Source organism: Occallatibacter savannae, assembly GCF_003131205.1.
GTDB classification, from domain to species: domain Bacteria; phylum Acidobacteriota; class Terriglobia; order Terriglobales; family Acidobacteriaceae; genus Telmatobacter; species Telmatobacter savannae.
This window is the reverse complement of record NZ_QFFY01000005.1, coordinates 15,069-35,336: the sequence shown is the minus strand read 5'-3', so window position 1 is coordinate 35,336 and position 20,268 is coordinate 15,069. Positions and strand designations below refer to the sequence as shown.

Here is a 20,268-nt window from a genome sequence, read left to right as displayed (position 1 = left end):
AAGGAACAAGATGTTTTGAGTACCTTTTGATTACCTAAGTGCCGCCTTAACGAGGGTAATGTAAAGCCTGCGGTAACGTAACGTCACCTACGGTGACCGCATCCAAGCAGTCCCTCACTCTTTCTGCTCGACTTGCCGGCTCCGCAAACCATCCGCACGCCCCCTGCCCGCCGGATGGTACTAGACAAGCGTCACGCTTCTTCAAGGCCGCAAATCGAAGCCCGGGGGAGGGCCTGGATCACTGCGAAATCGCCATCTGTGAGGTGCTGCTCAGCTGCATGGCCCTTCCCGTCTTCGGCCAGAATGGGATGTTCAGCGCCATGTTGTAGGTCACAGTCACGGAAACCACGCTCCCCGGGGAATTGTCCGGCGTGAAGCTGGCCGTTGCTGACAAATTCCCCTTGTTGATGCCGGGGTAGCTCAGCCCCTGCACATAGGTATTCAACTGCGCTTGGGTGATTTTGCAGTCGGAGAACCCTGTGCACTTATTGCCCCGCACGATCGCGTACCGGCTGGCTTCGCGCGCAGCCTCCGCAACAAACAGATACGAGTACAGTGCCGTGCATACCGCCATCAGCCCGAACAGCGTCATGAACAGGACCACCGAGCTGAGCGCAAACTCGACCAGCGCCGACCCTTCTTCATTGCGAATTGGCTTCATTGCAGCACCTTCTGTTTCGCAGTCCCCGTGATCGTAAACGGACCCGGCATCCCTGGTACGTTGAAGAGCGGACTGAAGCTGGTCTGCGTCTGAACGGTGATCGTCACTTCCATCACCGATCCTGGGCAGGCCGGAGAGGTAACGCTGTTGTTCGAGCACACAGCGGCCGACCCCGTGTCAGCACAGGTGCAGGACGTGCCCGTCGTAGAAGTAGGCGAAATCAGTTGTAGCGTCGAACCGCCAAAGTATTCGCTCTGCGCCGCGCTCGTCATTCCGGAGATGTCGGCGGCAGTGGCCCGGCTTTGCGCGCCGTACTGAGCGGCCGCTTTCGCCGCGCTGTTCACCTGAATCGCCGCATAGGCCAGCCGGCCGAACTCCACAGCGCCGAGCAGCAGCACGATCAGAAGCGTCATCGAGAGCGCAGTCTCTACCAGCGCTCCGCCCTCCTCACGCGCGAATTTCCTCAACATAGGCAGCACCTGATTACTCAACAAGGGTCACGACCTTCAGTGCGGAGGTGGACGGCGTGTAGCCGGCCACGTTGATGGGGGAGGGACCGCTCGAAATGCTGTCGACAACGAGGCCGCCCACCGTCGTGCTGCCGCCATTGTCCTGAACGGAAACCTGTGATTTCGGAGCATAGATAAAGCCGGTCAGCGTCATCGTCGAACGGCCAGCCTGCAGGCTCAGGCCGTGGCTGTTGCTGGGTGGTTGATAGATCACAACTCCGCCGATGCCGGTCCCGTTCGTCCCGTCTCCGCTGCCAGGAGCCGTCAGACTCAGTGTGCCGTTGCCCGGATCCATGGTGAAGCTGCCGCTGTCGATATCCAGCGTCACGCCGTTCCCGGTCACGTTGCTGTTCTTGATCGAGACGTTCCCTGTAAAGACGTAAAGCCCCGGCTGCATCACCACGTCCTGAATAGCGACGTTGCCGCTGTAGCACCCTGGAGAGACATTTCCCGTAAGAACGCCTCCCGAAGGAGCCTTGCACCCGGTCGGAGTTGGTTTGGTAATCCAGCTAAACGGGATCGTAGACGGCGTCACACCGCCCACTACCTGTGTGTTCGTGGCGAAATTGACTGTGTACCCGCTCGTCGAGCCGACGGCGGCGACCTTGGTCACGTCGACCAGGCCCGAATTGCCCTTGCCCGTCATCGCGGAGGAACTCTTCGAGTTCACGTAAATGCCGCACGTAGAGGCGTTGATCCGGTACTTCCCGTTCGCGTCGTAGGCCGACCCAGTCTCGTTCGTCAGATAGATGCAGAAGTCACTTGCGTTCGGGGTCCCCGCAACAGCCCTGGCCTTCACCGTAAAGGGCGATGCAGACTGTCCCTGCCAGAGGCTGAAGAACGTGCCGTAGAACGTGGTTGGATTCGTCTCGGTGGCGATCGCCTCAAAATAGCAGTTCGTGGCCACGCATCCCCGATGCGCCGACGGCGATCCTGCATTTGTGTTCACGGAGACAGCGAAGGTAGCTTCGGGTGCATTGAGTTGGCCTGCGTCCTGCCCGGCCTGGTTTGCAGTGGTGATCTCCGTCGACTGATTCGCATTGTTCGCGTCGTACAGGCTCAGGTAGCGCAGCGCGGCAGCGGTGGCGGCAGCATCCGCGGCAGTTTGCAGCTTACGCCGAGCATTAAAAAGCAGACCAACGTCGATGGCCAGCGCCATAAACCCCATAAAGCAGGTCATGCACAGCGCGGTGAGAATCAGCGTCTGTCCGCTCTCTTCACGGAACCATTTCATCGACCACCTCCAGTGCACCCCTGAATCTCTGCTTGCGACTCGCGCACTGTGGATTCCAATCCGCAATTCCTCGCCGATCGGGAGTTCCGCAGCTGTCCAGTTTTCGTCGGGGTTACCTAGGTCCAGTGGAGATGCGGCCCAGTCTCGACGAGAACTTCCCCTACAAAGACGAGAATGCTCCCGCGCCACAGAGAGGGCAATGCCACTAATGAGCTAATTACTCATGCAGTTACACGAGGTTACGTTCTGTAAATAGATTCACCAGGATAGCCGTTACGCCCGGCACGTTACTGCGCCTGGGCACGCGCCTCTGAAGGTCCTGGCGGACCCTACAGGCTACCGGCAATGAACGTGTGCGACGAGTGATGCTTCAGCGAACGTCCCGGCTAAAAAGGCAGGTTAACCCGCCTCCCGACGACACCAAGATCTTGGTTAGTTCGAAATGATCATCGCCGAAGAACTACTGAACTGCATCGTTATCGGCTTCATGAATGGAACGTTCAAGGTAAACGGATACGTCGCCGTGACCGTCACCAGATCTCCCGGCGCATTGCAATTAGCATTCTGCAAACTCGGGTCGGGAATCGCCTCGCATGTGAAATTCGTGGTGGTGGTAATAGAATTCGAGATCCCTGGATAGCCCTCGTTGTTGATGAAGGCCTGCACTTCCGTATTCTTCGCCCCGCAGTTGTTCAGAACGGTACAGTTCGACCCGCGCACCATGGCGTAGCGAGCCGCGTCCTTGGTCGCATACGCCAGGAAGTTATATGCGTACAGCCCCATCGAAAACTCGATCATCCCGAACAGAACCATGAACAAGATCGAGGCGGAGATTGCAAACTCAACCAGCGTTGCGCCTTCCTCTGACCTTTTCATTGCAGCCTCTTCTCTGTCGCGTTGCCATACATGTCAAAGCTCACCGGCAAACCGGGGATGGCAGCGACGGGTCTCATGTTGATATGCGTACTGACCACAATCACCTGCTCGAGTTGCGACGTGGAATTCACCCCGCAGGCAGTATTCGGGTCTGCTGTACTGCAGGCAAAAGGAGCTACCGAGGCATTGGGAGAAGAGCATTGACAGTACGAGCACGAGTACGACTTCGGGCTAGTGCCTGTAGACACGCAGGAAGCAACCGACGGCAGGCCGAGGGGCTTTGGCATGTCCAAAGTCCCGGTCTGGCCGATGGTGTTTCCGATGTCGGCCTTCGCGACCGAAAGCATCGTTGCTGTATCGACAGCCGTGCCGCTGTCCTGCGCCGCATACTGCACCGCAGCCTTCGCCGCATTCGAAACGTTGATCGCGCCCATGGCGAGTTGGCCGAGACCAATCGCCCCGAGCAGGATCGCCGTTAGGAGGGGCATCGCCAATGCCAGTTCAACGAGCGGCCCACCGCTCTCATCCCATATCAGACGCTTCATAGTGTCCTCTATTCGACCAGCGCCACTGCTAGTAACGGTGTGGCCGTGGGATTGCTCGTGCTGTAGCTGTTGATCGTCAGAGAAGCCGTGACATCGTCGATTTGGCCAACGATCAGGTCAGTATTTAGGGTCAATCCGCCGCTGTGATCGCCGCCGCTGTCATGCAGGAACAAGGTGCCGCTCGGAAGATAGAAAATCCCATTCACCGTGCCGGTCAGGTCTCCGTTCGAGTGTCCGAAATCGAATTCTGCCGCGCCATAATTGTTCGTCGGCGCCATCAAAACTACGCCTTGGTAGGGCGATGTACTCGCTGTCGGCGCACTCAGGTTGAAGACCGTACCCGAATTCTCAGTCATCACGACTTTTGAGTAATCGGTTTGCGGATACGCGAGATCTATGGTCGACCCGTTGGTTGCATCGCTCGTGACGTTCCCGCCGAATGTCAGCGTCCCTTTGCCGTTGAAGATGAACGTGCCATTCAGTTTTACGTTGCTCAGAGTCAAATTCCCATTCGAGTCGCCGGTATAGCAGACCGACCCTCCATTGCCTACTACCGTCGGGTTACTCGCTGTACCCGCAGCAGGACCGCCCGATGAACATGTGGGCATCGGACAGCTGCTGTCATTCGGGTTGCCGGTGTACGGCACGCAGAGTTTCTTCAGTGGGTTAGTAACTGGGGCGACCCCTGACGTATAAGCTGGCGGGTTGCATCCGCTGCACCCACCTACGACGGCAATCGACCCGGCCGAGAGTGTGCCGCCATTGCCATTGAGATCGAGCGCATTACTTGCTGTGCCGTTATCGACAATGCCACACTTGTTGGCTTTCACCGTGAAGGAACCCTGCAGCCACATGGAAGAAGTGCCACCTGTGCCAGGCCCGTTTCCACCGCCAGCTTTCAGGTTTCCATTCGGGTTCAGGACGTAAATGCAGTAGCTGGACACATACGGAGTCCCGGCCACAGCTCGCGCAGCCACGTTCGTCGACCCGATTCCCGTGATCATGCCCATGACGAACGTCGGGTTCGGCTGCGAAAGCACAGCCTCGAAGTACCCGTTGCACGTGCTGGACTTATAAGCACCGTTCACGACCGGACAATGGACATCGACTGTCGTGCCGTTCCCAGCTGTCACTCCGTTGAGCGTAGCTGCTGCTGCACCGACACCGTTTGCCGCTGCGACAGCACCAGTGTTCATCGAGTTGTAGTAGTAGTCCAGCGCTGCGGCCGTCGCTGCGCCGTCCGCTGCGATTTGCAGATTGCGCCGGGCTCGAAAGAGCATTCCCACATCAACTGCGAGGGCCAGGAAGCCGAGTAGAGCAGTCGTGCACAGCGCAATGAAAACCAGAGTCTGTCCTTCTTCTTCCCGAAACAGCTTCATCATCTGTAGACCTCCCTGTCGCGTTCGTCGCTTGACAGGCTTCTCATCGAATCTTTTCTGAACTTGCCCCGAGAATCACACCGATCAGCGAAACACTACACGCTGGGCCTCGCGCAACGTTCACCGCCAGAAACGGCCTCAATCGCCGCGCTTAAATACATCCACCTGAGAGCCTGATTATCCGATTGCGCGAGTCTGAAAAGCAATGAAAATGTGCAGGATAGCCCGTGTTTACAAGGCTCTCCGAGTAACTCGACGAGGAAAGAAAGTCACATCTCCGGAGTTACCTTCCGCGGCAACTCCGGCGCACAAGATAGCACTCCGAGGCGCTATCCGCAGAGAAGGTTCAACTTAGCTCTCACCCGTCGGTGACAACTATTTGTTCTCGTGCCGCCAGCGCAGAACGGGCTTGCGCGCCGCCTGGACCTCATCTAGCCGCGAAACACGGGTCGAGTGAGGAGCCGACTTCACCAGATCGGGCGATTCCTCCACCTCTTTTGCGATCGACCGCATCGCCTCGATGAACAAATCGAGTTCCTCCAGAGACTCGCTCTCCGTCGGCTCGATCATCAGCGCGCCGTGCACGATGAGCGGGAAGCTGACCGTGTACGGATGGAAGCCATAGTCGATGAGGCGCTTGGCGATGTCGCCGGTCTTCACGCCCTTGGCAGCCTGCCGCTTGTCGCTGAAGACCACCTCATGCATCGACGGTGTCTTGTACGGTAGCTCGTACAGATCTTCGAGGTTCTTGCGAATGTAATTCGCGTTCAGCACCGCGTCTTCGGTCGTCTGCCGCAATCCGTCGGGCCCGTTCGCAAGAATGTAGGCCAGCGCGCGAATGAACATGCCGGTATTTCCGTAGAAGGCGCGCACGCGGCCTACCGTTTGCGGCCGGTTGTACTCCCAATGGAGTTCGCCGTCCTTCTTCACCAATACAGGGGTGGGCAGGAACGGCTCCAAAAACTTCTTGCACGCCACCGGGCCCGATCCCGGCCCCCCGCCGCCATGCGGAGTCGAAAAGGTCTTGTGCAAATTGAGGTGCATTACGTCCACGCCGAAGTCGCCTGGTCGCACCTTGCCCACCAGCGCGTTCATGTTCGCCCCGTCCATGTAGAGCAGCGCGCCCTTTGCATGCAGAATGTCCGCGATCTTGTGGATCTCGTTCTCGAAAACACCCAGTGTCGAAGGATTCGTCAGCATCAGCGCCGCAGTGTCTTCATCCACCTGCCGCTCCAGCGCTTCCAGATCGATGCCGCCCTGCGCATTCGACTTGAGGTTCTCAACCTGGTACCCGCAAATTGCCGCGGTCGCGGGATTCGTACCATGTGCCGAGTCAGGAATGATGATCTTGCGCCGCGCGTTTCCCCGCGACTCATGCCATGCGCGCACCAGCAGAATGCCCGTGAACTCGCCATGCGCGCCCGCCGCCGGCTGTAGCGTAATCGTGTCCATACCGGTGATTTCGATAAGGCAGCGCTGCAGCAGATCGATCACTTCAAGGACCCCTTGCGCCAGCGACTCCGGCCTGTAAGGATGCGCGTCGGCCAGCCCCTCGATACGTGCCACGTACTCATTGACGCGCGGGTTGTACTTCATCGTGCACGAGCCAAGCGGATACATGCCCAGATCTATCGCGTAGTTCCACGTCGAAAGCCGCGTAAAGTGCCGAATGATCTCAATCTCGCTCAGTTCCGGCAGTCCCGCCTTCTCCACGCGATACGCCGGCCCTAGCGCGGCCTTCGCGTCGACCTCAGGCACGTCGAGCGGAGGCAGCTTGTAGCCGCGCTTCCCAGCCGCCGACTTCTCGAACACCAATCCTTCGTTCTGCGTCTGATGCGGCCGAACCTTCCCCAACGTCTTACGCTCAATCTGCTCCACTGTCGCCGCCATCTCTACGCCTCCACCGGCGCTGCCGCCAAAACCTTCGCAGCGTGGTCGATTGTTTCTCTTGCAATCACTTCTGTGGCACACCAGAGCGTCGCATTTTTCAGCTCTGGATACCAGCGGCCCAGGCCCAGCCCGCCGACGATCTTCTCGTCGAGCAACCGCTGCGTCCATTGCTCCGCGGGCTCCTGCGTCTGCAGTACGAACTCATGAAATCGCGGCGAGTCTTTGAAGAGCAGCTTAGCCCCAGGCTGTGCGCTCAGCGCCTTCGCCGTGTATGCCGCCTTTGCGAGGTTGTGCTCCGCCAGCTCCCGCACGCCTTCCTTTCCGTAGACGGTAAGGAAGATCGTCGCCATCAACGCAACCAGAGCCTGATTCGTGCAGATGTTCGACGTCGCTTTCTCGCGCCTGATGTGCTGCTCGCGTGTCGAAAGCGTCAGCACAAATCCGCGATTCCCGTCTCCATCCACCGTCTGCCCCGCAAGCCGCCCCGGCATCTGCCGCAGGTACTGCTCCTTCGCCGCGATCACTCCGCAGAACGGCCCGCCGTAGCTCAGCGCAACTCCAAACGACTGCGCCTCCATGCTCACGATGTCCGCCTCTACGGGAGGCCGCACGATGCCCAGCGAAATCGCTTCGGCGATCGATACGATGAGCAGCGCGCCCTTCTTATGCGCGATCTCCGCGATGGCCGGAATGTCTTCGATCACGCCGAAGAAGTTCGGGCTCTGCACCAGCACAGCTGCCGTCTCCTCCGTCACCGCAGCGGCAAGCGCCTCAAGATCCACGCGGCCCGTGTCAGCAACATATCCAATCTCAGCGGTCGGCAGATCGCGATACCGTAGGTACGTCGCCAGCACCTCGCGATATTCCGGGTGCACTGTCGACGCCACCACAGCCTTCTGCCGTCCCGTCACGCGCATGGCCATCAGCATCGCTTCCGCCGCGCCCGTCGATCCGTCGTACATGCTGGCGTTGGCCACGTCCATGCCGGTCAGCTCGGCGATCATGGTCTGGAATTCAAAGATCGCCTGCAGCGTCCCCTGCGTGATCTCCGCCTGATACGGCGTATAGCTCGTCAGGAACTCGCCCCGCTGCACAAGCGAATCGATCACCACCGGCCGATAGTGTCGATAGCAGCCCGCGCCAAGGAAGCTGGCGTAGTCGGTCGCGTTCTTCTGGCCTGCGGCTTTGAAGTAGGAGACGATTTCGCTCTCGCCCTGCTGGCGCGGAACGTCCAGATCGCGCGTGAGCCTGTACTCGGCAGGAATGATGGCGAACAGATCGTCAATTGCCTGCGCGCCAATAGCCTTCAACATCTGCTCGCGCTCAGCGGGAGATTTGGGTAGATAACGCATTGAGCTTTCAGCTCCTGGCTTTTAGCTATAAGCCGTCAGCTTTTAGCAAAAGCTCGATACAAAGTTGGATTTACTTGCATGTCAGCTAAGAGCTAAAAGCTAATAGCCATGAGCACTGTCGCTACGCGCCTGTTTCTTCCGACACAAATTTCTCGTACGCCGCCGCATCCAGCAGCTTCTCAAAGTCAGCCGTGTCCGCCAGTTCCACCTTAATGATCCAGGTCTCGTGCGGAGCCTCGTTGATCTTGTCCGGCGAAGTCTTCAGTTCCTCGTTCACCGCGCTGACGGTTCCGCTCACCGGCGAGAACAGATCGCTGACTGCCTTCACGCTTTCCACCGAGCCAAACGAGTTATTCGCGGTCACGGAGTCGCCGACCTTGGGCACGTCCACATAGACGATGTCGCCCAGCGAGTTCTGCGCGTAATCCGTGATGCCGATGGTCCCGATCTTTCCGTCCAGCGAGATCCACTCATGTTCTTTGGTGTAGCGGTAGTTCGCGGGATAAGCCATAAAGAGAAAAGCTCCTTTCGAGCGGAAAACAACGAAGCTACAGTGTACGACCTGCTGAGGCTCGCCGTTCGATGAGGAAAAGGCGGCGCTTTGTGATGCGGTCTGGCGGCCGGTCTTATTTTGATGGGCCAAAGCCTGCGTAGGGTTCAAGCGGCAGAATCGCGCTGAGCTCCAGCATTCCAGCCTTGGCGAGAGGTAGAGTTGCCACAGCACAGCGGACATCCGCCTCACTCGCGGCTTCCCAGACGATCACAGCGCCCGGCATGTCGCCACGCTTCCAGATCTGGCGCAGCTGGCCGGCAGCATACATCTCCTTTACGCGATTCGCTTCCTGCGCGATGAGCTCGGGAGTGAAGGCCTCTGCCGGAAACGCATCGGTGCGCCGGCGCGAAAGGGTCAGGAATTGCATACGTAAGTGCTCCAGGTGCTCGCGAGGAAGTTCAAGCCGCGCTGGCCTCTAGACCCGACGTAAGCCGCCGGTAATCCACCAGCATCTTCGCCCGCCAGATCAGGATCATGCCGAAGGCAAGAATAAAGAAGATTCCCGCCGTCTGTTGCGCCGTCAGGATGTGATCGAAATAGCCGCGCGCAAAAAATCGGATCGCGGCCAGTACCAGAATTACCGCCAGAAAAGCGCTCGACCGCTTCATGCGGACGGTCTCGCCCTGGCGCTCGAGGCGGGTAGTCAACAGCAGTGGCCAGGCAAGAATCAGCGCTCCGGTCAGAAACGCGCTCAATGCCCACGTCCACGGGACGCGGAAGGCGGAGTCAAGGAACATGGAAAACCCCGTCGCCATGCCCAGCGGCGGAATAATGATCTTTCGCAGCGAGACGGCGCTGCGCGTCTCCCGCAGCCGCCAGATAACGACGGCAACGGCCCCCGCTCCGGCGACGAGCACAGAGCCCGCAGCCTTGGCGAAGATGGGTGGAATGAGGGAAGCCGCGACCATGCCTGCCTCTATTCTAGGGGATTCGCAGTTCTCGCGCGACGAAGGCCTTATCGCCTTTCGCCTCTGTCCACCTGACACAGCTGCTTTCCTATTTCGTGAAAAACTCTCCGACTCGTCCGTTCGCCCACGGATCATAATGCTCCGCGAAATCGGCCCGCTGCTGAACGGAGGGGTGGCTGTCCATCCAGAACTCCACAAATGCGTTTGGCGCAGGGTCCTCCAGCCAAGCCTCCCCCATATGGTTGAACGCCGAAACCGCCGTCTTTCGCGGGTCGGCCACTAGGCCATGAATAGCCTCCTGCCCGTAAACATCGGCCTCGTGCTCAAAATTCCGGCTCACCTTGTTGGCAATCGGGGTCGCTACAAAATTGCCAATCGAAAACGCAAAGAACAGCACCACAAATCCCGTCCGGCTCCCCACAGCACTCACCCTCCAACTCTCCCCGAATCGGCGCACCATCCATTCCGCAATATGCGCGCAGGCCCAGAACAGGAACAGCAGCCCCACCATCATGAAAGCCAGCCCCTTGGGAATGTGGTTCAGCACATAGTGGCCGCTCTCGTGGCCGAAGATGAACATAATCTCGTCGTCCGGCATCCGGTCCATCGTCGTATCCCACATCACAAACCGCTTGCTGGATCCAATCCCGGTCACGTAGGCGTTGATTCCGTTGCTCTTCTCGCTCGCCTTCATTAGGAACATGCGCTCCGGGGGAATGCGCGTCCCGGTCCGCGCCACCACTTCTTCGAGCTTCGCGGCGAGCGCCGGATGCGAGGCCTCGAGCGGCGAGAACTTGTTGAAGATTGGATCGAGCACCAGAGGCGCCAAAAACACCGACACCAGGATCAGCGGCAGCGAGATCAACCAGGTCCACATCCAGTAGCCCCGAGGCGATCGCCGCACCACCCAGTTCAGCAACAACGCCACCGGCACCCCGATCGCCAGCGACACCCCCAACTCTTTCGCGTAGTCCACAAACCACGCACCCCACGGTTGAACGCTCACGTGATACTTGAGGCTTGCCGTGTGCGCGACGATGCCCAGCGGCAGATCCGCCACTGCCAGAATCACCAGCACCAGCCCGAAGAAGCCCACCCCCTGCACCCATCGCGACCTGAGCGTTTCCCTCGTCCACACGTCTAACCGCGTAGCAGAACCCGTCACCAGCAAAACCCAGAGCACCACGAGATCCCACACCGAACCTGCAATTGCCACCCACACCCGAATCCGGTTCAGCGCCTTCGCCTGGACAAGTTTGTCGGGCGGCAGCGAGTATGCCTGGTCAGAGCGCGGACCCTTGTTGACTTCGGATGTCTGCTTTGCACCGGCTGCCGGGGCGGGATTCGTCTGGCTCGGCTTTGCCATCTTCGCCGGCGTCTCTTGCGCCCCAGCCTGCGATGCCAAGCCGGGCGCTCCGGCTAAGGCGAGTAATGCGGCGAGAGTACCTGCGGCCAAGATGCGGCGAAGGAGCAACACCAGTTTTCCCTCGGGAGAATCAGGAATTTGAGACAATCAAGTTTACCGATGTTCATCGCTGAGAAGTTTTGCTCCCCATCCAGGAGCCCTCGTCGTAGTTCCGTACTCGGTCGCGGATTCCTTGCGACGCTCGCTGCGTTCGCCGCTTCGCTGCTATGCACCGGCCTTTCGTCTCCGGCACAACGGGCAGGCAAAGTTCATGCAGCGGCGAAAGACGCCGTTTCCGGCTCGCCCGTCCTGCTCGACACCATGACCGGCGAATTGCAACGCGCCTTCACCTCCCTCAGCAAGCCCGGGCAGAACCAGAAGGACGCGGACAGAGTTCTACCGCCGTATTTCCTCAGCTACTCCATAAGCGACAACAGCTCCGTCAGCATTCGCGCGCAGTACGGCGCGCTGGCCGACAGCAACACCAGCCACGTCCGCGTCGCGGATGTCCAGGTCCGCATCGGCGATCCCAAGCTCGACAACACCCACGGCAATCACCGCGCCTCGGCCGTCAACAGCCTGCAGATGCCCCTCGGAGACGATCGCGCCGCTCTCTCGCGCACCCTCTGGCAGGCCACAAACGCCGGCTACGCCACTGCTCTCGACAACTACCTCCGCGTAAAAACCGAGGCACAGGTCCGCGCAAAGGAAGAAGACTCATCCCCCGACTTCAGCAAAGAGCCTCCGCAAGTCTCCGTCTCCGCACCTGCGCCTTCCATCGCACTCGATCGCGCCGCCTGGGAACAGCGCATCAAGTCATTGAGTCTGGTCTTCCGCGAGTTCCCCAGTGTTTACCAGAACATCGCCATGCTCACGGTCCAGAACCAGACCGACTACTACGCATCCTCTGAAGGCTCGCGCATCGTCGCACCCCATCAGCAGGCACGTGTGGTCGTCTTCGCCGTCACGCGCGCTGAAGACGGAATGGACCTGTTCCGGGCCAGGACCTTCGAAGCCGAAACTGCCGATGGTCTCCCCTCGCAATCGCAAATGGAAGCCGGCGTTCGCGAGTTGGGCAAAAGCCTCGAAGCCCTGCGCAAAGCTCCCGTTACCGAACCATTCAACGGGCCTGCAATCCTCTCTGGACGCGCCTCCGCAGTGTTCTTCCACGAAGTTCTCGGCCACCGTCTCGAAGGCCAGCGCCAGCGGGGCGACGAAGAAGGCCAGACCTTCACCAAGGAGTTGAACAAGGAAGTTCTTCCGCCGTTTCTCTCCGTCTCGGACGACCCGACCATAAGCACCTTCAACAACACCTGGCTCAGCGGCACCTACGCCTTCGACGACGAAGGCCAGAAGGCCCGCCGCGTCGATCTCATCCAGAACGGCGTGCTCAAAACCTTCCTCATGTCGCGCCTTCCCATCGCAAGCTTCGCCGATTCCAACGGCCACGGCCGCGCCCAGACCGGCCGCATGCCCACTGGCCGCCAGGGCAACCTCATTGTGACTTCCACAAATTCAGTCCAAGAGGTGGAACTCCGGAGGAGATTGATCGAAGAAGCGAGAAAACAAGGCAAACCCTACGGTCTCTACTTCGAAGACATCTCCTCCGGATTCGCAGTCACCACGCGCAGCGCTCCGCAGGCCTTCCAGGTCATCCCGCTCGTAGTCTGGCGCGTCTACGTCGACGGCCGTCCCGATGAACTCGTCCGCGGCGTCAGCATCGTTGGCACTCCGCTCGCCGCTATGAAGCGCATCCTTGCCACCAGCGACAAGAGCGAAGTCTTCAACGGCGAATGTGGCGCCGAGTCGGGCACCGTGCCCGTCAGCGCCGTTGCTCCTGCCATGCTCGTCAGCGAAATCGAAACGCAGCGCCAGCAGCAGGGCACGCAACGCCCGCCGATCCTTCCCATCCCCGGCGCGGCAGCAACCCCAGCAACGAAGGAGGGCCAATGAAGTTCGCTCGCCACATCTCAGCACTGTTCGCGGCGGGACTCCTCTCATTCGCTGCCATTGCTCCGAACTCTGCCTCCGCTCAAGCCACACGCGCCGATGCTGAAAAGGACCCCGTCCTCAAAGCTATGCTCGAAGAACTCGATCGCAGCATGACGCACCTCCAACTCCCCGGCTTCGAGAAACCCTACTTCATCGAATACCGGATCGAGGACGTACAGGACTTCGAAACCCGCGCCGCATTCGGCTCAACTGAAGGCTCGCACCGGGGCCACGCGCGCATCGCCCGCATCAGCGTTCGTGTAGGCGACTACAAGACCGACAACTCCGGACCCCGCGGCGACGGAGCCATTCAGCTCGCCGCCATCGATGACGACCCCGTAGCGCTCCGCTCCGCTCTCTGGGCCGGCACCGACCAGGCTTATAAAGCCGCGCTCGCCGCCTACGCACAAAAGCAGGCCGAACTCAAGCAGGTGCAGACTCCCCCGCAGGCCGACGACTTCAGCAAAACCAAACCCATAGTCTCCCTCGCCGATCCCCTCAAGCTCTCCGTCGACGAAAACGCCTGGTCCGATCGCGTCGCGAATGCCAGTGGCATCTACCGCACCGACCCCGCCGTGAACGCGACGCAACAGCAGATCCAGTACTCTAATGCCATCTTCCACGCTCGCGTCACCACCACCTGGATCGCTTCGAGCGAGGGCGCAATCGTGCGCAAGTCCTCCAGCAGCTACTCGGAATCCCTCGGAGTCGGCACACAGGCCGACGACGGCATGCACCTCGACCGCTCCTACGGAACCAGCGGCGTCTCTCTCACCGACCTCGACAGCTCCGAAAAGTTTCATGAACACGCCGTCACGCTCATCTCGTCGCTCAGCGATCTCCGCAAAGCTCCATTGGTCGAAGAGGAGTATCACGGCCCAGTGCTTCTCTCCGCCGATGCCAGCGCCGACACGCTCCACAATCTTCTCGCTTCCGGAGTAATTGCGACGCGGCCGAAGCTCGGCACCGAGGCTCGCACGAATGGTCCTTTTGCTTCCAGCTACAAAGCGCGCATCATGCCCGACTTCCTCTCCGTCGTCGACGACCCCGCGCTCAAGACATGGGAAGGCAAAGACCTCGTCGGCTCCTACTCCGTCGACGACGAAGCCGTACCCGCGAAGACCGTCCAGCTCGTCTCCGACGGCCACCTGCAGAATTACCTCATCGGTCGCACGCCCGTGCGCGACTTCCCCGAATCCAACGGCCACGCGCGCGCCGGCCTCACCGGCCCCCCGCATCCCGTCATCGGCGTACTCAAAATCACCGCGGAGCAGGGCCTCTCCAACGACGAACTAAACGCAAAGCTGGTCCAGATAGCAAAAGACCGCGGCCTTAATTCTGTCTACTACGTCGAGACCCTCGGCGCCGAAAGCACCCCGCGCCTTCTCTATCGCATAGACCTTGACGGCAAGCGCACCCTCGTCCGCGGAGCCGTTCTCGACTATCTCGATCAGCGCGCCCTCCGTTCTGGAGTTGTCGCCGCGGGCAAAAACCTTTGGGTCGCCAACTACGCCACCGAAGTCCCCGAAACCGTTCTCGCCCCCGCCCTCCTCTTCGACGACGTTACCGTTAAGCGCGCCAACGAAACCAACGACAAGCTGCCCTACTACCCCGCGCCGGAGTGAGCAGCACGGAACCAATGACAAGGCGGCCTTGCTCATTCAGATCAGGCCCTTACCTGCCCGGGTCCGCCGCCAATTCGCGCTAATGGCCCCATAACGGGCAACAAAGAATTGGCTTCTTCCTGCCCCCGGCTACCTAGCTGGCTCCTCTTGCATCAAAGCATATGTAGGGCTTCGAAGGTGCTTCCCTCCCCCAGCCTGAAGCGGGTTCGCCGCTCGTTGATCGATCCCAGACAAACATCCGTTTCACAACAACGGGCCCGAGATTACAAATCCAGAGCCGGAAAAGACATCTGTGCCAATACTTACGAAGCCATGCGAAGGAAAACTCAGCGAAGAGACACAGGAGATGCTCAAGAATAGCCGCAGCCGTGCGGGTTGGGGCATCTATCCCTGTGAGACTTGCGGCCAGAAGGTAGGAGTAGAAGACACCAGCGGTAAGTGGACTCCTGAGAAGCACTGGCCCACCATCGTGTACCCACCGCGCAAAGCCGTTCCGAATCGTTACCAGGCCAAGCGTTACAGCGAGTAGTTCGCGAAGCTCTCCCTGAGAAGCCGCTCATAGGGAGCGGCTTCGTATTTTTATGTCGAACTCAATCCAGTCGAGTCAGATAAGCGACGCCCTCCTCGGGGCGAAGTCTTCGCGCCATCTCCTCAGCCTGCTCCCGATCGTCACCCGCGGGCCTGATCCGGACCCAGTAGCTGCGCTCGCCGGGAAACTCGATCACCTTCGAACCGGCATACTCGTCAATGAGTTTCTCCTTAAAGCGAATCGCCTTGTGCTCGCTGGTGAACGGGCCAATCTGCACGCACCAGCGGCCTCCAATATCCATGGGCTTCGGTGTCTCGTAGACGTCGATCCGCACCTGGGCCGATCCGGGCCAGATCCCGATTGATTGCGCAGAAGCTTTTGTCAGGTCCAGGATTGCCGTGGTCACAAATGGTCCGCGATCGCTGATACGCATCGCTGAAGCCTGTCGCGTTTTCAGATTTGTAACCACGATCAGCGATCCCATCGGCAGCGTTCGGTGCGCAGCCGTCAGCGCCTCGTCGCTGAAGAGCTGCCCGTTGGCGGCTTTCCGGCCCCGTGCTGCCGTATACCAGGTAGCCTTGCCTTCTTCGCTGTAGATCGGCCGGTGCGAAAGGATGAACTCCTTGTCTTCAGCGCTGATGCCGCCTTCAGGCACGCGAGTCACAGGAATCGAACCGCGCGCAGGTGGCTCCGGAACGGGTCTTCTCGTTGGCGTGGAAGGTGGCGGCACGTAGACAGGGGGTGCAGTAGCGCGGGGAGTCGCGCGCGTCTTCTTGTGACCGCATCCTGCAGCGAAAATCGCCACCACCAGCAGCCCAGTCAGAAATCGAAATCGCGACGTGCTCGGGGGAATGAGCAGTCGCATCAGCCGCGCGGGCCTCTTTGCTGCTGGTCCATCTTGTCTGCCAGATTTTTCAGCTTCTCTGAAAGTTTGCGCATTGCTGATATCGATTCACCGCGCACCTGCGGCACTACAGCATCGTTGACATACGCGATTGCGTGCCGCAGTTCCATCTCAATCAGCTCGATTGCTTCGTCGATGCGACTTCCGACAGTATGGCCGGAAGGTGGTGGAGGAGGATAAGAGCTCATGACCGTAAGCCTCGCTTTCTAGTCTCGACTGCGCGCCATCGACCGTCAATGCCTCAACTGCTGCACCGAGCCTCCAGGGACAACATGAGCTCACTCGACCCATTTCGTCACCGATTCTCTCTGCTCGAAGTACCCTTTTCTGAATATCTTGCGTCCCAGTAAGTGAGTGTCTGCGTTGAGGTGCAACAGGCGGCCCTGGCTCCTTCACCCATGTACGACGCGGTACAGGAAAAGTTCCATCTCAGCGAGGAACCCTTCTTTGCACGAGGCCGCAAGCTGCCAGCCGCAGAACGCCACCAGAATCTCGGTCCGACTTCTCACCTCGGCTCTCCTCCGGTTAATTTCCTCGTTCTTTCTTGTCGCTACTGCTTACCCGCAAGCGCCGGCTGCCCGTGAGCCGATCAACCCTGCGGCGCCGATCCCTGCCGCTCCCCTGCCCATCATCAAGAATCAAAAGCAGGGTCCTTGCCGCGTGATTCCGAAGAGCGAATCCGCTGGAAGAACGCTCACGAAATTCGGGGCGTTCTACATCGCGACCCTCCCTGGGCTCCCGGAACCAGGAGGTCCAACTCCGTCAAATCAAAACGATGTTCAGAATCTTCCCGCATGCCTGCCGCCCCCGCTCATCAACTTCTACCAGCGCTTTATTAACGGCCCCGAGATCAAGCCTCTGACGCCCAAAGAGAAGGCAAGGCTGGCTGCACGCAACGTGCTCGATCCCTTCAACGCAATCACGATTGCCGGAAACGCTGCAATCGCCATCGGCTCCGACTCGCACTCAGCCTATGGACCCGGAATTCCGGGCTTCTGGCGCTACACCGGCGTCAGCTACACCGAAGACATGACCAGCGAGTTCTTTGGCACATTCCTCATCCCATCGATCTTTCACCAGGATCCCCACTACCACCGTATGCCGCATGCGCCCATTCCCCGAAGGATCTTGAACTCCATCATGCAGGTGGGGTGGACCCGGAGCGACTCCGGCAAGGGCATGCCGAACTACTCCACCCTGATCGCCTCTCCCATCGACGCGGAAATCGCCGACCTCTACGTCCCTGGCATCCACAGCAACCTGCCCTCCACCGCCGCACGCGTCGTCACGGGCTGGGCCCTGGCCCCGACCGACAACTTCGTCACCGAATTCCTCCCCGACGTCGCCCGCCGCGTCCACGTCCAGATCGTCTTCGTGCAGCAGATCATCAACCAGATTTCCAGCCCAGGTTCGCCCAGCATCTTCTAACCCGGACTCAAATTCGTAAACTCCTGTAAGATCAGTGCTTTGTCTCAGTCCTGAATGCCTCCGTTCACCCGCCGCGAATCCCCATTCACACCCCTTTTTCCCCGTTCGCTGCACCCCGGTTGGATTGACTGGGGTACGTGGTTACTCTTGGAATGAGTTTCTTTGCCCTGGCAAGATATTGTCTGAGGCTCCGCGGCGACGCAGCGCATTCTTTCTTAAGGAGATCGCACCACATGTCTAAAGCAGTGAAATATGCCGAGAAGGTAGCCGTTTACGCGGCCAAGGGAGCGTGGAGCGTGTACGAGCGGCTGAATCGCATCAGCCCGAACCCCTCGTTTACCCCGAAGTGGAGCGATAAACCCCTCCTGAAGAGCTGGCAGAAGGAAAAGCCCCCGTTGGGCTGGCCTCGTACCACCGACTCGCTCTGCCCCAAGTGCGTCCCTGAGATCCGCAAGCAGATCCTCGACGGCAAGCTTCCCCACGAAGTCCTTCTCAACGAAAAGGTCGGCGAAATCAAGGCTCAGATCATCGAGCGCGACGGCAAGATCCTCATGGTGAAGGACTGCCCCAAGCACGGCCACTTCGAAGACGTGATGTCGATCGATCCGGCGTTCTTTAAGCATCTTGAAGAGAGTTTCCCCGGCCGCGACATCCGCGCCCACGGTGAGACTGAAGGCAAGCTCCACAACCACGGCACGTCTACCGTCACCCACGGCCGCGGCTCGGTGCTCACCATCGACCTGACCAACAGGTGCAACATGATGTGCGATCCGTGCTTCATGGATGCGAACCAGGTCGGATTCGTGCACGAACTGACGTGGGACGAGATCAAGACCATGCTCGACAACGCGATCACCATCAAGCCGCGTCGTCAGATGAGCGTTCAGTTCTCCGGCGGTGAGCCCACGCTCTCCCCTTACTTCCTCGATGCAGTTGCCTACTCGCGCAAGGTTGGTTACAACTCCGTGCAGGCCGCATCGAACGGCATCGAATTCGCCAAGTCGAAGGAACTCTGCCGCGCCGCCGCAGAAGCGGGCCTTCGCTACGTCTACCTCCAGTTTGACGGTATCGGCAACGCTGCCAACTCGCACCGCAAGGTCGGCAACCTCTTCGACGTGAAGCTCCAGGCCATCAACAACCTGCATGAAGCCGGCGTCGAGATAGTCCCCGTTACGACGATCATCAACGGCATCAACAACGAGCAGGTTGGCCGCATCATCGAGTTCGCTCTCGACAACCCCAAGAAGATCAGCTTCCTCTCATTCCAGCCGGTTTCGTTCACCGGACGCGACGAGGACATCAGCGAAGAGCGCCGTCTCGCTCAGCGCTACACCCTCTCGCACATGGCGCATGACGTCAAGAATCAGGTCGGTATCGGCGTCCCCGAGCGCGACTGGTTCCCCATCAGCTTCATGAGCACCTTCTCCGACTGGGCCGATCTCGTACACGGACCCTCAGCCGAATGGGGTCAGCTCTCCTGCGGATGCCACCCGAACTGCGGTATCGGCATGGCGCTGATGATCGATAAGGAAACCAAGGAAGCCGCGCCTGTCACTGCCTTCCTTCACATGGACCAGGTCGCCAAGGACCTCGCCAAGGTCAATGACGCCGCCCGTGGCAAGTGGATGTCAGTCATCGGATTCGGACTTGCGCTGCTCCGCAACTACGACCCGTTCCAGGCTCCGACACACTTCAAGATCTCGGACATGCTCAAGAAGATGGACAAGACCTTCAACGCGACCGGCAAGAACTACGGCAGCGTGAAAGGCGACCGCACCATGGAAGATATCCAGAAGCGCCGTCAGGACCGCTGGAACTTCCTCTTCATCGCCGGCATGTGGTTCCAGGATCTCTTCAACTACGACTTCCGCCGCACCGAGCAGTGCATCATCCCCTACGCCACGCAGGAAGGCGAGATCAGCTTCTGCGCATACAACACGGGCGTAGGCTGGCGCAACATTATCGAGAAGATGCACATGACTGCCACGCTGACCAAGTGGTACGAAGAGCACGGCCGTCACGAGATCTTCGCCGGTGGCAAGAAGGTCGGCATGACCTACGTGGGACACGAGCTCAAGCTCAATATGGAGCACGTGAACTCCGAAGCCAATCACACCCTCGACGAACTCGGCATCGCCAAGAACGCCCGCGAAGAAAAACTTCGCGCTCGCAATGCGCAGGCCTCGACGGTGGACAAGGCGAAGCAGGAAGCCGAAAACGCCCGCATGGCCAAGCTCTATCGCGAACACGTACTTGGCGAGAAGCCGGTCGAAGGCCTCGTGAGCCTCGACAGCATCCGCCCCGCAACCAACAACGCCGCATCACCGGTCAATCGCCACCGCGAAGAAGCCGAGCCCGTCGCCGGCGACTAATTAGTTCCTGGGAGAGTGGGGTTCCAACTCTCCACTCCTTGGTTCTCTTCATCAACAAGGCCGTCCCGCTCGGGACGGCCTTGTTGCGTTTGGGTCGACTTGGGAC

General features: G+C 59.7%; 19 protein-coding genes. 5 read left to right on the top strand and 14 right to left on the bottom strand.

Features of this window, described 5'->3' with window-relative positions; all coding sequences use genetic code 11:
• Window positions 1–238 precede the first annotated feature (238 nt).
• The 12 genes from DHV10_RS18025 to DHV10_RS17970 all read right to left on the bottom strand — a co-directional run bounded on the left by DHV10_RS18025 (window position 239) and on the right by DHV10_RS17970 (window position 11,384).
• Window positions 239–661, bottom strand: coding sequence for a TadE family protein (locus DHV10_RS18025; protein WP_109487799.1), 423 nt, complete (start codon window positions 659–661; stop codon window positions 239–241).
• Window positions 658–1,131: a TadE/TadG family type IV pilus assembly protein gene (locus tag DHV10_RS18020; RefSeq protein WP_109487798.1), complete on the bottom strand. Its 474-nt coding sequence runs from the start codon at window positions 1,129–1,131 to the stop codon at window positions 658–660. The genes DHV10_RS18025 and DHV10_RS18020 overlap by 4 nt, the downstream gene beginning before the upstream one ends.
• 13 nt (window positions 1,132–1,144) lie before the next feature.
• Window positions 1,145–2,404 (bottom strand): TadE/TadG family type IV pilus assembly protein, encoded by a 1,260-nt coding sequence (locus DHV10_RS18015; RefSeq protein WP_109487797.1) that lies wholly within the window; start codon window positions 2,402–2,404, stop codon window positions 1,145–1,147.
• Window positions 2,405–2,836: 432 nt separating this feature from the next.
• The gene (locus DHV10_RS18010) at window positions 2,837–3,280 is read right to left on the bottom strand and encodes a TadE/TadG family type IV pilus assembly protein (protein WP_109487796.1); all 444 of its coding nucleotides are present in this window, start codon (window positions 3,278–3,280) and stop codon (window positions 2,837–2,839) included.
• Window positions 3,277–3,825, bottom strand: coding sequence for a TadE family protein (locus tag DHV10_RS18005; RefSeq protein ID WP_109487795.1), 549 nt, complete (start codon window positions 3,823–3,825; stop codon window positions 3,277–3,279). The genes DHV10_RS18010 and DHV10_RS18005 overlap by 4 nt, the downstream gene beginning before the upstream one ends.
• 8 nt (window positions 3,826–3,833) lie before the next feature.
• Window positions 3,834–5,207 (bottom strand): pilus assembly protein TadG-related protein, encoded by a 1,374-nt coding sequence (locus tag DHV10_RS18000; RefSeq protein ID WP_109487794.1) that lies wholly within the window; start codon window positions 5,205–5,207, stop codon window positions 3,834–3,836.
• Between the two features lie 372 nt (window positions 5,208–5,579).
• A complete protein-coding gene (gene gcvPB / locus DHV10_RS17995; protein WP_109487793.1) occupies window positions 5,580–7,094 on the bottom strand; it encodes an aminomethyl-transferring glycine dehydrogenase subunit GcvPB in 1,515 nt (504 codons plus the stop codon).
• Window positions 7,095–7,096: 2 nt separating this feature from the next.
• The gene (gcvPA, locus tag DHV10_RS17990; RefSeq protein ID WP_109487792.1) at window positions 7,097–8,446 is read right to left on the bottom strand and encodes an aminomethyl-transferring glycine dehydrogenase subunit GcvPA; all 1,350 of its coding nucleotides are present in this window, start codon (window positions 8,444–8,446) and stop codon (window positions 7,097–7,099) included.
• Between the two features lie 121 nt (window positions 8,447–8,567).
• Window positions 8,568–8,957, bottom strand: a complete 390-nt coding sequence (gcvH, locus tag DHV10_RS17985) for a glycine cleavage system protein GcvH (protein WP_109487791.1) — start codon at window positions 8,955–8,957, stop codon at window positions 8,568–8,570.
• Window positions 8,958–9,072: 115 nt separating this feature from the next.
• On the bottom strand, window positions 9,073–9,366 hold the full coding sequence (locus tag DHV10_RS17980) for a muconolactone Delta-isomerase family protein (protein ID WP_109487790.1): 294 nt from the start codon (window positions 9,364–9,366) through the stop codon (window positions 9,073–9,075).
• A 31-nt stretch (window positions 9,367–9,397) separates the two neighbouring features.
• A complete protein-coding gene (locus DHV10_RS17975) occupies window positions 9,398–9,907 on the bottom strand; it encodes a CcdC family protein (RefSeq protein WP_109487789.1) in 510 nt (169 codons plus the stop codon).
• 88 nt (window positions 9,908–9,995) lie between these two features.
• A complete protein-coding gene (locus tag DHV10_RS17970) occupies window positions 9,996–11,384 on the bottom strand; it encodes a M48 family metallopeptidase (RefSeq protein WP_162601641.1) in 1,389 nt (462 codons plus the stop codon).
• Between the two features lie 48 nt (window positions 11,385–11,432).
• On the opposite strand from DHV10_RS17970, the gene DHV10_RS17965 reads away from it, so the two are divergent.
• The 3 genes from DHV10_RS17965 to DHV10_RS17955 all read left to right on the top strand — a co-directional run bounded on the left by DHV10_RS17965 (window position 11,433) and on the right by DHV10_RS17955 (window position 15,458).
• Complete coding sequence (locus DHV10_RS17965) at window positions 11,433–13,265, top strand: TldD/PmbA family protein (RefSeq protein WP_109487787.1); 1,833 nt, start codon at window positions 11,433–11,435, stop codon at window positions 13,263–13,265.
• Complete coding sequence (locus DHV10_RS17960; RefSeq protein WP_109487786.1) at window positions 13,262–14,929, top strand: metallopeptidase TldD-related protein; 1,668 nt, start codon at window positions 13,262–13,264, stop codon at window positions 14,927–14,929. Before DHV10_RS17965 ends, DHV10_RS17960 begins: the two co-directional genes overlap by 4 nt.
• 346 nt (window positions 14,930–15,275) lie before the next feature.
• A complete protein-coding gene (locus DHV10_RS17955; RefSeq protein ID WP_162601640.1) occupies window positions 15,276–15,458 on the top strand; it encodes a hypothetical protein in 183 nt (60 codons plus the stop codon).
• Between the two features lie 61 nt (window positions 15,459–15,519).
• Here the strand turns inward: DHV10_RS17955 and DHV10_RS17950 are convergent, their stop codons facing one another.
• Together DHV10_RS17950 and DHV10_RS17945 are read right to left on the bottom strand one after the other, a co-directional pair.
• Window positions 15,520–16,323, bottom strand: a complete 804-nt coding sequence (locus DHV10_RS17950; RefSeq protein ID WP_109487784.1) for a septal ring lytic transglycosylase RlpA family protein — start codon at window positions 16,321–16,323, stop codon at window positions 15,520–15,522.
• Window positions 16,323–16,550, bottom strand: coding sequence for a hypothetical protein (locus DHV10_RS17945; protein WP_109487783.1), 228 nt, complete (start codon window positions 16,548–16,550; stop codon window positions 16,323–16,325). Before DHV10_RS17945 ends, DHV10_RS17950 begins: the two co-directional genes overlap by 1 nt.
• Window positions 16,551–17,022: 472 nt before the next feature.
• Between DHV10_RS17945 and DHV10_RS17940 the strand changes: the two genes are divergently transcribed.
• Window positions 17,023–17,790 (top strand): hypothetical protein, encoded by a 768-nt coding sequence (locus DHV10_RS17940; RefSeq protein WP_162601639.1) that lies wholly within the window; start codon window positions 17,023–17,025, stop codon window positions 17,788–17,790.
• Between the two features lie 233 nt (window positions 17,791–18,023).
• Entirely contained in the window at window positions 18,024–20,162 is a 2,139-nt protein-coding gene (locus tag DHV10_RS17935) for a radical SAM protein (RefSeq protein ID WP_109487781.1), read from the top strand.
• The last annotated feature ends 106 nt before the right edge of the window (window positions 20,163–20,268 follow it).

What these genes read in the sequence shown, in the direction of transcription:
- DHV10_RS17950 (WP_109487784.1), bottom strand. Translation starts at nt 16,323, where the DNA reads ATGCGACTGCTCATTCCCCCGAGCACGTCGCGATTTCGATTTCTGACT.
- DHV10_RS18005 (WP_109487795.1), bottom strand. Translation starts at nt 3,825, where the DNA reads ATGAAGCGTCTGATATGGGATGAGAGCGGTGGGCCGCTCGTTGAACTG.
- gcvH (WP_109487791.1), bottom strand. Translation starts at nt 8,957, where the DNA reads ATGGCTTATCCCGCGAACTACCGCTACACCAAAGAACATGAGTGGATC.
- DHV10_RS17965 (WP_109487787.1), top strand. Translation starts at nt 11,433, where the DNA reads ATGTTCATCGCTGAGAAGTTTTGCTCCCCATCCAGGAGCCCTCGTCGT.
- DHV10_RS18000 (WP_109487794.1), bottom strand. Translation starts at nt 5,207, where the DNA reads ATGATGAAGCTGTTTCGGGAAGAAGAAGGACAGACTCTGGTTTTCATT.
- DHV10_RS17975 (WP_109487789.1), bottom strand. Translation starts at nt 9,907, where the DNA reads ATGGTCGCGGCTTCCCTCATTCCACCCATCTTCGCCAAGGCTGCGGGC.
- gcvPA (WP_109487792.1), bottom strand. Translation starts at nt 8,446, where the DNA reads ATGCGTTATCTACCCAAATCTCCCGCTGAGCGCGAGCAGATGTTGAAG.
- DHV10_RS17955 (WP_162601640.1), top strand. Translation starts at nt 15,276, where the DNA reads ATGCTCAAGAATAGCCGCAGCCGTGCGGGTTGGGGCATCTATCCCTGT.
- DHV10_RS17960 (WP_109487786.1), top strand. Translation starts at nt 13,262, where the DNA reads ATGAAGTTCGCTCGCCACATCTCAGCACTGTTCGCGGCGGGACTCCTC.
- DHV10_RS18025 (WP_109487799.1), bottom strand. Translation starts at nt 661, where the DNA reads ATGAAGCCAATTCGCAATGAAGAAGGGTCGGCGCTGGTCGAGTTTGCG.
- gcvPB (WP_109487793.1), bottom strand. Translation starts at nt 7,094, where the DNA reads ATGGCGGCGACAGTGGAGCAGATTGAGCGTAAGACGTTGGGGAAGGTT.
- DHV10_RS18020 (WP_109487798.1), bottom strand. Translation starts at nt 1,131, where the DNA reads ATGTTGAGGAAATTCGCGCGTGAGGAGGGCGGAGCGCTGGTAGAGACT.
- DHV10_RS17980 (WP_109487790.1), bottom strand. Translation starts at nt 9,366, where the DNA reads ATGCAATTCCTGACCCTTTCGCGCCGGCGCACCGATGCGTTTCCGGCA.
- DHV10_RS18010 (WP_109487796.1), bottom strand. Translation starts at nt 3,280, where the DNA reads ATGAAAAGGTCAGAGGAAGGCGCAACGCTGGTTGAGTTTGCAATCTCC.
- DHV10_RS17935 (WP_109487781.1), top strand. Translation starts at nt 18,024, where the DNA reads ATGTCTAAAGCAGTGAAATATGCCGAGAAGGTAGCCGTTTACGCGGCC.
- DHV10_RS18015 (WP_109487797.1), bottom strand. Translation starts at nt 2,404, where the DNA reads ATGAAATGGTTCCGTGAAGAGAGCGGACAGACGCTGATTCTCACCGCG.
- DHV10_RS17945 (WP_109487783.1), bottom strand. Translation starts at nt 16,550, where the DNA reads ATGAGCTCTTATCCTCCTCCACCACCTTCCGGCCATACTGTCGGAAGT.